Origin of the sequence: Escherichia sp. WS1265 (assembly GCF_046487585.1) — a bacterium.
Classification (GTDB): Bacteria; Pseudomonadota; Gammaproteobacteria; order Enterobacterales; family Enterobacteriaceae; genus Escherichia; species Escherichia coli.
In genome coordinates this window covers 160,400-173,762 of record NZ_JBJQJE010000001.1, presented here as the reverse complement: position 1 = coordinate 173,762, position 13,363 = coordinate 160,400, and the positions used below count along the sequence as shown (strand labels likewise).

The window sequence follows — 13,363 nt, the reverse complement described above, 5'->3', positions numbered from 1 at the left end:
GTTGATTATCCTGCGACGCTCGCAAAGAATTTTTTGTAATCCGTCGTTGCAAGCACCTTTTCAAGCTGTGCCACAAGCTGACGTAAGCCTTGCTCGTCCTCGTCTGTAAAGCGATCGAAGACGGTACTATCGATGTCGAGAACACCAATAATCTGATTTTTCACCACCAGCGGCAGAACAATTTCAGAATTACTTGTCGCATCACAGGCAATATGCCCGTCAAACGCATGAACATCCTCGATACGCTGCACTTGATTGCGGGCAACCGCAGTACCGCACACGCCGCGCCCGACGGGTATCCGGACACAGGCAATTTTGCCCTGAAATGGTCCGAGCACCAGTGTATCGTCCTCAAGCAAATAAAAACCTGCCCAGTTAACGTCACTGAGACGCTCATATAACAACGCACTGGTGTTAGCAAGCGTTGCCAGAAAACTGGTTTCTCCTGCCATCAGCGCGTTAAAGTCGCGATTTAAATCCGCGTAAAATTCTGTTTTGTTCATTATATAATCACTTGGTTGTCTTACCTGGAACTGCCAGCCTATTAAAATAAGCATTAAATGCGTTAATGCTCAAGATCATTCCCATCATGGGTTAAGATTAATGTTAATTCTTATTACATTTGGCACGTCATGGCTCTTAACACACCACAAATTACGCCGACAAAAAAGATAACAGTGAGGGCTATCGGTGAGGAACTGCCGCGTGGTGATTACCAACGTTGCCCGCAATGTGACATGCTGTTTAGCCTGCCCGAGATAAATTCTCATCAAAGTGCCTATTGTCCGCGCTGTCAGGCAAAAATTCGTGACGGGCGCGACTGGTCGCTAACGCGCCTGGCGGCAATGGCCTTCACCATGCTGTTGCTTATGCCGTTTGCCTGGGGCGAACCGCTGTTGCATATCTGGCTGTTAGGCATTCGTATTGACGCCAACGTTATGCAAGGCATCTGGCAAATGACCAAACAGGGCGATGCGATAACGGGGTCGATGGTCTTTTTCTGCGTTATCGGTGCCCCCCTCATTCTGGTGACCTCCATAGCTTATTTATGGTTTGGTAACCGACTGGGAATGAATTTACGTCCGGTACTGCTGATGCTTGAACGACTTAAAGAGTGGGTAATGCTGGATATCTACCTGGTCGGCATTGGCGTTGCTTCTATAAAGGTACAGGATTATGCCCATATCCAGGCGGGTGTCGGCTTGTTCTCTTTTGTGGCGTTGGTGATTTTAACGACGGTGACGTTGTCACATCTTAATGTCGAAGAACTGTGGGAGCGATTTTATCCACAGCACCCCGCTACGCGTAGAGACGAGAAACTCCGTGTTTGTCTTGGGTGCCATTTTACCGGCTATCCTGATCAGCGTGGTCGCTGCCCGCGTTGCCATATCCCGCTACGCCTGCGTCGCCGTCATAGTCTGCAAAAATGCTGGGCGGCGCTGTTAGCATCAATCGTTTTGTTGTTACCTGCCAACCTGTTGCCTATTTCTGTCATTTATCTGAATGGTGGCCGGCAGGAAGATACGATTCTTTCCGGGATTATGTCGCTGGCAAGTAGCAACATTGCGGTCGCAGGAATCGTCTTTATCGCCAGTATTCTGGTGCCGTTTACTAAAGTGATCGTCATGTTCACTTTACTGTTGAGTATTCATTTTAAATGCCAGCAAGGTTTACGCACACGCATTCTGTTACTGCGGATGGTGACCTGGATTGGTCGCTGGTCGATGCTTGACCTGTTTGTCATATCTTTAACCATGTCGCTGATTAATCGCGATCAGATCCTCGCTTTTACTATGGGACCGGCTGCGTTTTATTTCGGCGCAGCGGTAATTTTGACTATTCTTGCTGTGGAATGGCTGGACAGCCGCTTACTTTGGGATGCACATGAGTCAGGAAACGCCCGCTTCGACGACTGAAGCACAGATTAAAAATAAACGCCGTATCTCACCTTTCTGGCTGCTGCCGTTCATCGCGCTAATGATTGCTGGTTGGCTGATTTGGGACAGTTATCAGGACCGGGGTAATACCGTCACCATCGACTTTATGTCGGCGGATGGTATTGTCCCGGGCCGCACCCCTGTTCGTTATCAGGGCGTTGAAGTCGGAACTGTGCAGGATATCAGCCTGAGCGACGATCTTCGTAAGATTGAAGTCAAGGTCAGCATCAAGTCCGATATGAAAGATGCGCTGCGCGAAGAGACACAGTTCTGGCTGGTGACGCCAAAGGCCTCGCTGGCAGGTGTCTCCGGGCTGGACGCCCTCGTCGGTGGTAACTATATCGGCATGATGCCAGGTAAAGGTAAAGAGCAGGATCACTTTGTCGCACTCGATACCCAACCGAAATATCGGCTGGACAATGGCGATCTGATGATCCACCTGCAAGCCCCCGATCTCGGTTCGCTGAACAGTGGTTCATTGGTCTATTTCCGCAAGATCCCGGTGGGTAAAGTCTACGACTATGCCATCAATCCCAATAAGCAAGGCGTGGTGATTGATGTCCTGATCGAGCGGCGTTTTACCGATCTGGTGAAAAAAGGTAGCCGTTTCTGGAACGTTTCCGGCGTTGATGCCAACGTCAGTATCAGTGGCGCGAAGGTGAAACTGGAAAGTCTGGCGGCACTGGTTAACGGTGCGATTGCCTTCGATTCACCTGAAGAGTCGAAACCTGCCGAGGCGGAAGATACCTTTGGTCTGTATGAAGATCTCGCCCACAGCCAGCGTGGCGTAATAATAAAACTGGAACTGTCGAGTGGGGCCGGATTAACCGCCAACTCGACGCCGTTAATGTATCAGGGGCTGGAAGTCGGACAGCTGACTAAACTGGATTTAAATCCTGGTGGCAAAGTCACCGGAGAAATGACCGTTGATCCCAGCGTCGTTACGCTGTTACGGGAAAATACCCGCATCGAATTACGTAATCCGAAATTATCCCTTAGCGATGCCAATCTCAGTGCCCTGCTGACCGGCAAAACCTTCGAGTTGGTGCCGGGCGACGGTGAGCCACGTAAAGAGTTTATTGTTGTTCCTGGCGAAAAAGCCCTGCTCCATGAGCCAGATGTTCTGACGCTGACCCTGACCGCGCCGGAAAGTTACGGTATTGATGCTGGTCAGCCGCTCATTCTTCACGGCGTGCAGGTAGGCCAGGTTATCGATCGTAAACTCACCAGTAAAGGCGTCACCTTTACCGTCGCCATCGAGCCTCAGCATCGCGAACTGGTAAAAGGCGATAGCAAATTTGTCGTCAACAGCCGTGTCGACGTGAAGGTGGGGCTGGATGGCGTTGAGTTTCTCGGTGCCAGCGCCTCAGAATGGATTAACGGCGGGATACGTATTCTGCCAGGCGATAAAGGCGAGATGAAAGCCAGCTATCCACTGTATGCCAATCTGGAAAAAGCGCTGGAGAATAGCCTTAGCGATTTACCCACCACAACCGTAAGTTTGAGTGCAGAGACGCTGCCGGATGTGCAGGCAGGCTCGGTAGTGCTGTACCGTAAATTTGAAGTTGGTGAAGTTATTACCGTGCGCCCGCGAGCTAACGCGTTTGATATCGATCTGCATATTAAGCCGGAGTATCGCAACCTTCTGACCAGCAATAGCGTGTTCTGGGCAGAAGGCGGGGCGAAAGTTCAGCTGAATGGTAGTGGCCTGACCGTACAGGCATCCCCGCTCTCCAGAGCATTAAAGGGAGCCATTAGCTTCGATAACCTCAGCGGTGCCAGCGCCAGTCAGCGTAAAGGCGATAAGCGTATTCTGTATGCTTCCGAAACAGCGGCCCGTGCGGTTGGCGGGCAGATTACGCTTCACGCTTTCGATGCCGGAAAACTGGCGGTCGGAATGCCAATTCGCTATCTCGGTATTGATATCGGGCAAATCCAGACGCTGGATCTGATTACCGCGCGCAATGAAGTACAGGCAAAGGCGGTGCTCTATCCGGAATATGTCCAGACCTTTGCTCGCGGTGGTACGCGCTTCTCAGTGGTCACACCGCAAATTTCGGCAGCTGGCGTTGAGCATCTAGATACTATCCTCCAGCCGTATATCAACGTCGAACCAGGCCGGGGCAATCCTCGCCGCGACTTTGAATTACAAGAGGCCACCATAACTGATTCGCGTTACCTGGATGGCTTAAGCATTATTGTTGAAGCGCCGGAAGCCGGTTCGTTAGGTATCGGTACACCTGTGTTGTTCCGTGGTCTGGAAGTCGGTACGGTTACCGGAATGACGCTGGGGACATTGTCAGATCGCGTGATGATTGCGATGCGCATCAGTAAACGCTATCAACACCTGGTGCGTAACAATTCCGTCTTCTGGTTGGCATCGGGTTACAGTCTGGACTTTGGTCTGACGGGCGGCGTAGTGAAAACCGGCACCTTTAACCAGTTTATCCGTGGCGGCATCGCCTTCGCCACGCCTCCGGGTACGCCACTGGCACCGAAAGCCCAGGAAGGCAAGCACTTCCTGTTGCAGGAAAGTGAACCGAAAGAGTGGCGTGAATGGGGAACTGCGCTTCCCAAATAATGCCCACTGCTCCGGCGTGCCTGCGCCGGAGCGTTTATGCTAAACTGCGCGCCTGTTTTTTTGCCAGTGGTATATGCTCGTGGCCCAACACACCGTTTATTTCCCGGACGCCTTTCTGACGCAAATGCGCGAAGCAATGCCTTCGACGCTCTCTTTTGATGATTTTCTTGCCGCCTGTCAGCGCCCGTTGCGCCGCAGTATTCGCGTTAATACGCTGAAAATCTCCGTTGCTGATTTCCTGCAATTAACCGCCCCTTATGGCTGGACGCTTACGCCAATTCCGTGGTGTGAAGAAGGTTTCTGGATTGAACGCGACAATGAAGATGCATTGCCATTGGGTAGTACCGCCGAGCATTTAAGTGGCCTGTTTTATATTCAGGAAGCCAGTTCAATGTTGCCCGTCGCCGCCTTGTTTGCTGACGGTAATGCACCACAGCGGGTGATGGATGTCGCTGCTGCGCCAGGCTCCAAAACGACGCAAATTGCCGCGCGGATGAATAACGAAGGGGCTATCCTTGCCAATGAGTTTTCTGCCAGCCGGGTAAAAGTGTTACATGCCAATATCAGCCGCTGTGGTATCAGTAATGTTGCGCTCACACATTTTGATGGCCGCGTGTTTGGTGCGGCATTGCCAGAAATGTTCGATGCCATTTTGCTGGACGCTCCCTGCTCCGGCGAAGGCGTGGTGCGTAAAGATCCCGATGCGCTAAAAAACTGGTCACCAGAAAGCAATCAGGAAATCGCAGCTACCCAACGGGAACTGATCGACAGCGCCTTTCATTCATTACGCCCTGGCGGTACGCTGGTTTACTCGACCTGTACCTTAAACCAGGAAGAAAACGAAGCCGTTTGCCTGTGGCTGAAAGAGACTTACCCCGACGCAGTAGAGTTTTTACCGCTTGGTGATCTCTTCCCTGGTGCAAACAAGGCGCTGACCGAGGAAGGCTTTTTGCATGTTTTCCCACAAATTTACGACTGCGAAGGCTTCTTCGTTGCTCGTCTGCGTAAAACTCAGGCGATTCCCGCCTTACCCGCTCCAAAATACAAAGTGGGCAATTTCCCGTTCAGCCCGGTGAAAGATCGCGAAGCTGGACAAATTCGTCAGGCGGCTGCAGGTGTTGGCTTAAACTGGGATGAAAACCTGCGACTCTGGCAGCGCGACAAAGAAGTGTGGTTGTTTCCGGTAGACATTGAAGCCCTGATCGGTAAAGTCCGATTTTCTCGCCTGGGGATTAAACTTGCCGAAACGCACAACAAAGGTTATCGCTGGCAGCATGAAGCGGTTATTGCCCTTGCCTCCCCCGACAATGTGAACGCTTTTGAACTGACACCGCAGGAAGCGGAAGAGTGGTATCGCGGGCGCGATGTTTACCCGCAAGCCGCGCCAGTAGCGGATGATGTATTGGTTACTTTCCAGCATCAGCCGATTGGTTTAGCCAAACGAATTGGTTCGCGACTGAAAAACAGCTACCCGCGTGAACTGGTGCGAGACGGGAAACTTTTTACCGGTAACGCCTGACAGCGCACAAAAAAAGCGCACTTTTTGACTGGCACATTCGGCTGCCTCAACTAGGCTGAAAAATGGTGCGATCGGACTGGTCGTACCACAATCGGCAGCTAAATGGAGAGCACGAAGATGAAAACCAGTGTGCGCATAGGCGCTTTTGAAATCGACGACGGCGAATTACACGGCGAATCGCCGGGTGATCGAACGTTAACCATTCCTTGTAAATCAGACCCCGATTTATGTATGCAACTGGATGCCTGGGATGCTGAAACCAGTATTCCCGCCCTGCTAAATGGCGAACACTCTGTCCTTTACCGTACCCGTTACGATCAACAATCTGATGCCTGGATTATGCGTCTTGCCTGATCCAAAAAGAACCCGTCGGCATGGCGGGTTATTTGTCCTGGTTATTTCCCCGTTGTAAAATCTCTCCTAAACTTAACGGTACGGCACCACACTTCGGGGATGAAATGTTCGCGCTGGTACTTTTTGTTTGCTACCTGGATGGCGGTTGTGAAGATATTGTTGTGGATGTCTACAACACGGAACAGCAGTGTCTTTATTCTATGAGCGATCAACGGATCCGCCATGGCGGTTGTTTTCCGATTGAGGATTTTATAGATGGTTTCTGGCGACCTGCACAGGAGTACGGTGATTTTTAATTATTGCAATTGCACAAGGGTCAGTTCGCCCCCAAAGACAGCACCGGTATCAATATAATGCAGGTTGCCAATATCCACGCGATGGCGCAACGGTGTATGACCAAACCAGAAATGATCAGCACCTGTAATTCCCTTCCCTTTTTGGCCTTCACGTAATCGTGAGCGGCTCCACAAGACCTGATGCAAATCGACGTCCTTTTGCCATTCATAAACATCATCCGGATAATCGGCATGGGCAATAACATGTTTGCCGGTGCGACTGTGTACTTCAAGAATAAAGGGCAAATGCTGACATTTTTCCAGCGCCGTTTTCGCTTGTTTCTGTTGATTATCTGCCAGCGCAATAAACCAGTCGCCGCCATTCATCAACCACAAAGACATCTGCTGGGATGCCAGCGCATCCATCGCCATCTGTTCATGATTGCCTCTTACCGCACGAACCCAATGTTGTTCCAGTAACTGCAGGCAACGTAAACTTTGCGGCCCACGATCGATAACGTCTCCCACTGAGATAAGTAAATCTCGCCACGGATCAAAACCACAATGCCATAATTTGCGGCGCAACTGCTCAAGACAACCGTGTATATCGCCTGAAAGCCAGATATGTCGCCATTGATGACCCGCAATTCTCTGATAAACGGGCGCAGGCTGTTTCATCAATATTTTCCTCCCGCGCTAAAGATCACATAATCTTAACAAAAATGTTAAAAAACGCTGGACTCAGACAGTAGAGTGTGTGTTATGGTTGACTATAAAGTCAGCGAAGGGAATGCTTCTGGCTTTTAACAGATAAAAAGAGACCGAACACGATTCCTGTATTCGGTCCAGGGAAATGGCTCTTGGGAGAGAGCCGTGCGCTAAAAGTTGGCATTAATGCAGGCTTAGTTGCCTTGCCCTTTAAGAATAGATGACGACGCCAGGTTTTCCAGTTTGCGTGCAAAATGGTCAATAAAAAGCGCGGTGGTCATCAGCTTAAATGTTAAAAACCGCCTGTTCTGGTGAAAGAACTGAGGCGGTTTTTTATTGGAAATCAAAAGGCTATTTTAGGTAATTAACAGAGTTTTTCAGCTCGCTCTATAAACGGTGCCAGACTCATTTTTTCACCTGGATTGTTAGGATCATCAATCTGAATCACCGAAATGGGCTGGGCTTTAGTCTTCCCGCTGGCGACTTCTTTTTGTGCAATATCGTTTAACGGATACTGCACGAGAGTACTTGGGTTAATGACATACAAAGCATTACCCGGTCGGCAAGTCAACATCACCTCTTCGCGGTTAAATGCCCATTTGTCTTTACCCACTTCAAAACGACTGACGGTAATCACCTGCGGTGCCGCCAGCACCGCTGCAGAACTGGTGAGTAACAGAAACGCCAGAATACTTTTTTTCATCATTTTCGTAATCCATCAAAAAGGTTCGAGAGTCGCAAGCAGGCTGATGATCACCAGCACTACCGCACCTATCGCCCATTCGAGTTTAGTCATCCACACAAACCAGGGAGCCGCACGATCTTCATCCTGCCTCATGCGCGGTACAAGAACATAACGATTAGCCAGCGCAATGACCACCATAATCATCACCAGGATGGCTTTGAGCAATAAGAGTTGGCCCCAGTAAGTCGTAAGCGTGGGGGGAAATCCGGTAATCAACAATGCATTAAGCACGCCGCTTGCCAGTACGCCGATCACCGCAAAATGCCCGCACCAGGAAAAACGCATCAGCGCCTGAATAGCCTGGTGTCGCCAACGGCCTTTGATGAGTTGCATACACCAGAGCACCGGCAGTAATCCCCCAAACCACGCCGCCGCACAGATCAGGTGAATCGCGTGATTAGTCTGATGGATTTTCGCCGTTACCCCTTCATTCAGCGTCGCATGCCCGACTCCCGCCAGCAGAATAAATTGCGCGGTAGTGAGCATAAACAGCAAACGTGGCATATTCCGCGGTTGCATAAGGGCGACGATCAACGTTACGAGGGCGAGAACAATTTGCCATAACCAGACGCCACCAAACTGCGTTTGCAAAACAGCCTGCCAAATGTTTGGCGAAAATACATCTGTCCATCCCGTTCCCATCAACCCGCCCTGAACGGCGAGCATTGCAGTGGCACTGATCAAACTCCAGACGGCAGCGTGCTGTTGTAAACGCAGAAAACGCTTCGTCAGCAAGCGACGAATCGTTAAGGGGGCCAGCCAGGCACCGTACATTGCGAAGCCAAAAACCAGCATCAGCGAGGTGAAATGGATAAATCGCAGCGCGATCCAGGTAAACGCCAGCATGATTTATTTCACGCTAAAGGTGTAGTGTCCTTTCGTTTTATGCCCGTCCACCGAAACAACATGCCAGTCAACGGTGTAGGTTCCGGGTTTCAGCGAATCGGCCAGTGGAACAATCAGTTGCTTTTGGTCCTGCTCATTCCGCTTCGCCGGTAATGTTTTAATATTTTCGTTTTTTGGCCCCGTGATTTTTGCACCACTGAATCCTGTTTCAACGCCTTCCGAGAAGTTTAAAGTGATTGCCTGCGGGGCAGCTGTCACTTGCGCATTTGCCGCAGGATACTGATGCGTTAAATGCGCATGTGCCCAGACGGAAGGTGTCACCAACGAAGTGGTCAGGATTGCCAGCGCGTAGCGAAGGGAGCGTGCAGTTGAAGCCATATTATCTATTCCTTTTTGTAATAACTTTTTTACAGAGCATAACCTTGTCTAATGTCTGAGTCGAGGATCATCAATTCCGGCTTGCCATCCAGGCTCACTCTTAGTAACTTTTGCCCGCGAATGATGAGGAGATTAAGAATGCTGAAGAATCTGGCTAAACTGGATCAAACAGAAATGGATAAAGTGAATGTCGATTTGGCGGCGGCCGGGGTGGCATTTAAAGAACGCTACAATATGCCGGTGATCGCTGAAGCGGTTGAACGTGAACAGCCTGAACATTTGCGCAGCTGGTTTCGCGAGCGGCTTATCGCCCACCGTTTGGCTTCGGTCAATCTGTCACGTTTACCTTACGAGCCCAAACTTAAATAAAACTTATACAGAGTTACACTTTCTTACATAACGCCTGCTAAATTATGAGTATTTTCTAAACCGCACCCATAATTTGCAGTCATTTTGAAAAGGAAGTCATTATGTCGTTCTGGAAAGTTGCAGCAGCGCAATATGAGCCTCGTAAAACCTCACTCACCGAACAGGTAGCTCATCATCTGGAGTTTGTGAGGGCCGCCGCCAGGCAACAATGTCAGCTGTTAGTTTTTCCATCGCTTTCTTTACTGGGATGTGATTATTCGCGACGTGCCCTTCCTGCCCCACCCGATCTCTCGCTGTTAGACCCGCTTTGTTATGCTGCAACGACCTGGCGAATGACCATCATTGCCGGCCTTCCCGTTGAATATAACGATCGCTTTATTCGTGGAATTGCGGTGTTCGCACCGTGGCGAAAAACACCAGGGATCTACCATCAGAGTCATGGTGCATGTCTGGGCCGTCGTTCCAGAACCATCACGGTGGTCGATGAACAACCGGAAGGTATGGATATGGACCCGACCTGTTCACTGTTTACGACAGGGCAATGTCTGGGGGAACCCGACCTACTGGCGTCGGCCCGTCGCTTACAATTTTTTTCACATCAGTACTCGATTGCTGTGCTGATGGCAAATGCCCGTGGTAACAGTGCACTATGGGATGAACATGGTCGTCTCATCGTTCGCGCCGATCGTGGTTCATTATTGTTAGTCGGTCAGCGTTCATCACAGGGTTGGCAAGGCGATATCATTCCATTACGCTAGGCTTTTTCGGCCTGGAGCATGCCATGTTGCGCATTATCGATACAGAAACCTGCGGTTTGCAGGGAGGGATCGTTGAGATTGCCTCTGTTGATGTCATTGACGGAAAAATCGTCAACCCCATGAGCCACCTGGTGCGCCCCGATCGTCCTATTAGTCCACAAGCGATGGCGATTCATCGCATCACCGAAGCCATGGTCGCCGATAAACCGTGGATTGAAGATGTGATCCCACACTATTACGGTAGTGAATGGTATGTCGCGCACAACGCCAGCTTTGACCGCCGCGTACTGCCTGAGATGCCCGGTGAGTGGATTTGCACTATGAAACTGGCCCGTCGTTTGTGGCCAGGGATCAAGTACAGCAATATGGCGTTATATAAAACACGGAAGCTCAATGTACAGACGCCGCCGGGCCTGCATCATCACCGCGCGTTGTATGACTGTTATATCACCGCCGCGTTGCTTATCGATATTATGAACACCTCCGGCTGGACGGCAGAACAGATGGCCGATATCACCGGACGTCCGTCGTTGATGACGACCTTCACCTTTGGCAAATACCGTGGCAAAGCGGTTTCCGACGTTGCCGAACGCGATCCGGGCTATCTGCGCTGGTTGTTTAATAACCTGGACAGCATGAGCCCGGAGCTGCGTTTAACACTGAAACATTATCTGGAAAATACCTAATCCGCAGGCGTAGCGGGTAATGTTCCCTGCGCCAGCGCGACCAGAAAAGCATATTCCATCGCTACGCCTTCGTACGATTTAAAGCGGCCAGATTTACCGCCATGGCCTGAGTCCATGTCGGTACAGAGCAATAAAAGATGGTTATCGGTTTTCAGCTCGCGCAATTTAGCGACCCATTTTGCCGGTTCCCAATATTGCACCTGAGAATCGTGTAAACCGGTCGTTACCAGTAAATGTGGATAAGCCTGTGCGGTGACGTTGTCATACGGGCTGTAGCTTTTCATATACTCGTAATATTGCGGATCCTGCGGATTCCCCCACTCTTCAAACTCACCAGTGGTAAGAGGAATTGATTCATCAAGCATCGTTGTTACAACATCAACAAACGGTACCTGGGCGATAACGCCGTGGAATAATTCCGGGCGTTGATTAATTGCAACGCCCATCAACATGCCCCCCGCACTCCCGCCCATCGCATAACAAAGCGAAGGAGAGCCATAGCCCAGTTTTAACAATGCATCGCAGGCATCAAGATAATCATTAAACGTATTTTTCTTCTTCAGAAATTTACCGTCTTCGTACCATTGTTGCCCCAGCTCACCGCCGCCGCGAACATGGACAATGGCGTAGACAAATCCACGATCTAATAAACTCAAGCGGCTAAAACTGAAATCGGCATCAATACTTGCGCCGTAAGAACCGTAGCCATACACCAGCAGCGGGTTGTGCCCTTTGCGAAAATGTTTGCGATGGTAGACCAACGAAACCGGAACTTCGACGCCATCACGGGCGACTATCCACAGGTGTTCACTGCGGTAATTCGCCGCATCAAAACCAGGAACTTCCGTTTGTTTTAATACACGACGCTCACCGGTATCCATATCCAGTTCAAACAAAGTGTCTGGTGTGGTCATGGAAGAATAACCATAACGCAATCGCGCGGTTTCAGGTTCTGGATTGTAGGCAATCCAGGTCACATAGGCCGGATCATCAAAGGCAATGCCAATGACTTCCCGGGTCTTGCGGTTAATTTGGCGCAAACTGGTTAACCCGCGCTGACGCTCTTCAACCACCAGCCAGTCGGTAAACAGCGTAAACCCTTCCAGCATGATGTTTTCGCGTGGCGGAATTAACTCTTCCCACTGTTGCTCATCACGCATACGGGTACGGTATAAGCCAAAGTTTTTGCCGTGGCGGTTGGAACGCAGATAAAAACGATGCTGGTAGTGATCAAGGCTGTATTCGTGATCTTTGCAGCGCGGCAGAAAAACAAACGGCTCGGCATCGGCCATTTCCGCGTCCAGCAGGCGAACTTCACTGGTGGTGGCGCTGGCCAGATGAATGACTACATAGTGCTTCGAGGTCGTTTTATGCAGGCTGACGTAATAGGTTTCGTCTTTTTCTTCGTAGATCAGTTTATCCTGCGATGCTGGCGTACCGATGGCGTGACGCCAGACCTGATAAGGAAGCAGCGTCACCGGATGCTTGCGAACATAGTAGAAAGTCCAGGAATCATTTGCCCAGACAAAGCTGGGTTCAACGTTATCCAGCAGTTCCGGATACCAGTTACCTGTTTCCAGATTACGAAAACGAATGCCGTACTGGCGTCGGGAAAGAAAATCTTCTGCCAGTGCCATAATGGTGTTATCGGGCGTAATCGCCATTCCGCCCATCGAATAAAACTCACTGTGCGCCGCGCGCTTATTGGCATCGAGCAATGTTTCCCACTCATCCCACTCTTCACTGAATGCCGATTGACGCTGGTAGATAGCATATTCACAGCCTGGTTCATAAATATGCCGATAGCGGTAGCCATTTTTTATGTAGGGCGCAGAAACTTCTCTTTGCGGAATGCGGTCGATGATTTCCTTTAAGATGCGATCCTGCAAGGCTTGTTGCGAGGCCATCACCCGATGACCGTAACTATTTTCTTGCTGCAGGTAGTCCAGGACTTCCGGCTGAGAACGCGTATCGTCCCGCAGCCAGTAGTAATTATCGATGCGCGTATCGCCATGAAGCGTCATGGCGTGGGGAATGCGGGCGGCTTTTGGTAGCATGTTCTTGTTCTTTCTGGTTGAAACATCTTATAAGGGTGGCAAAACTCACCGGGGATGCAAGCGAAACAGGGTAGTCATTGCTTAGCGAAAAACGCCGTAAACCCTCGCCCAATGCGGGCGGGGATATAAGGCGAAAAGCCCGCAGGGCTT

At 50.4% G+C, this 13,363-nt stretch carries 14 protein-coding genes; 8 read left to right on the top strand and 6 right to left on the bottom strand.

What is annotated here, in order from left to right; all coding sequences use genetic code 11:
- Positions 1 to 5 precede the first annotated feature (5 nt).
- On the bottom strand, positions 6 to 503 hold the full coding sequence (gene msrC / locus ACJHX3_RS00855) for an L-methionine (R)-S-oxide reductase (protein ID WP_001043875.1): 498 nt from the start codon (positions 501 to 503) through the stop codon (positions 6 to 8).
- A gap of 129 nt (positions 504 to 632) precedes the next feature.
- Here msrC and yebS point away from each other — a divergent pair, with 129 nt between their 5' ends.
- The 5 genes from yebS (at position 633) to ACJHX3_RS00830 (ending at position 6,687) form a co-directional block, all read left to right on the top strand.
- The gene (yebS, locus tag ACJHX3_RS00850; RefSeq protein WP_001469184.1) at positions 633 to 1,916 is read left to right on the top strand and encodes a membrane integrity lipid transport subunit YebS; all 1,284 of its coding nucleotides are present in this window, start codon (positions 633 to 635) and stop codon (positions 1,914 to 1,916) included.
- Positions 1,885 to 4,518, top strand: a complete 2,634-nt coding sequence (gene yebT / locus ACJHX3_RS00845) for a lipid-binding membrane homeostasis protein YebT (protein ID WP_094308285.1) — start codon at positions 1,885 to 1,887, stop codon at positions 4,516 to 4,518. The genes yebS and yebT overlap by 32 nt, the downstream gene beginning before the upstream one ends.
- 79 nt (positions 4,519 to 4,597) lie before the next feature.
- Positions 4,598 to 6,037 (top strand): 16S rRNA (cytosine(1407)-C(5))-methyltransferase RsmF, encoded by a 1,440-nt coding sequence (gene rsmF / locus ACJHX3_RS00840; RefSeq protein ID WP_024186572.1) that lies wholly within the window; start codon positions 4,598 to 4,600, stop codon positions 6,035 to 6,037.
- Positions 6,038 to 6,154: 117 nt separating this feature from the next.
- Complete coding sequence (locus tag ACJHX3_RS00835; RefSeq protein ID WP_001295499.1) at positions 6,155 to 6,391, top strand: YebV family protein; 237 nt, start codon at positions 6,155 to 6,157, stop codon at positions 6,389 to 6,391.
- 104 nt (positions 6,392 to 6,495) lie between these two features.
- A complete protein-coding gene (locus tag ACJHX3_RS00830; protein ID WP_001296140.1) occupies positions 6,496 to 6,687 on the top strand; it encodes a YebW family protein in 192 nt (63 codons plus the stop codon).
- On the opposite strand, the gene pphA is transcribed toward ACJHX3_RS00830, so the two are convergent.
- From pphA to yobA, 4 genes are all read right to left on the bottom strand, one after another.
- Complete coding sequence (pphA, locus tag ACJHX3_RS00825; protein WP_001559255.1) at positions 6,688 to 7,344, bottom strand: protein-serine/threonine phosphatase; 657 nt, start codon at positions 7,342 to 7,344, stop codon at positions 6,688 to 6,690. It lies immediately after the preceding gene.
- A 394-nt stretch (positions 7,345 to 7,738) separates the two neighbouring features.
- Positions 7,739 to 8,080 carry a YebY family protein gene (locus ACJHX3_RS00820; RefSeq protein ID WP_000976485.1) on the bottom strand — a complete coding sequence of 114 codons (342 nt, stop codon included), beginning with the start codon at positions 8,078 to 8,080 and terminating at the stop codon, positions 7,739 to 7,741.
- Between the two features lie 12 nt (positions 8,081 to 8,092).
- Positions 8,093 to 8,965, bottom strand: a complete 873-nt coding sequence (copD, locus tag ACJHX3_RS00815) for a copper homeostasis membrane protein CopD (RefSeq protein ID WP_000879330.1) — start codon at positions 8,963 to 8,965, stop codon at positions 8,093 to 8,095.
- Between the two features lie 3 nt (positions 8,966 to 8,968).
- On the bottom strand, positions 8,969 to 9,343 hold the full coding sequence (gene yobA / locus ACJHX3_RS00810) for a CopC domain-containing protein YobA (RefSeq protein WP_000168747.1): 375 nt from the start codon (positions 9,341 to 9,343) through the stop codon (positions 8,969 to 8,971).
- Between the two features lie 138 nt (positions 9,344 to 9,481).
- Here yobA and holE point away from each other — a divergent pair, with 138 nt between their 5' ends.
- The 3 genes from holE (at position 9,482) to exoX (ending at position 11,156) form a co-directional block, all read left to right on the top strand.
- On the top strand, positions 9,482 to 9,712 hold the full coding sequence (holE, locus tag ACJHX3_RS00805; RefSeq protein ID WP_000916763.1) for a DNA polymerase III subunit theta: 231 nt from the start codon (positions 9,482 to 9,484) through the stop codon (positions 9,710 to 9,712).
- Positions 9,713 to 9,813: 101 nt separating this feature from the next.
- Complete coding sequence (gene yobB, locus ACJHX3_RS00800) at positions 9,814 to 10,470, top strand: carbon-nitrogen hydrolase family protein YobB (RefSeq protein WP_000011651.1); 657 nt, start codon at positions 9,814 to 9,816, stop codon at positions 10,468 to 10,470.
- A gap of 23 nt (positions 10,471 to 10,493) precedes the next feature.
- Positions 10,494 to 11,156 (top strand): exodeoxyribonuclease X, encoded by a 663-nt coding sequence (gene exoX / locus ACJHX3_RS00795; RefSeq protein WP_000944256.1) that lies wholly within the window; start codon positions 10,494 to 10,496, stop codon positions 11,154 to 11,156.
- Here exoX and ptrB read toward each other — a convergent pair.
- Complete coding sequence (gene ptrB, locus ACJHX3_RS00790) at positions 11,153 to 13,213, bottom strand: oligopeptidase B (protein WP_094308284.1); 2,061 nt, start codon at positions 13,211 to 13,213, stop codon at positions 11,153 to 11,155. The two genes, exoX and ptrB, sit on opposite strands and share 4 nt — an antisense overlap.
- Between the last annotated feature and the right edge of the window lie 150 nt (positions 13,214 to 13,363).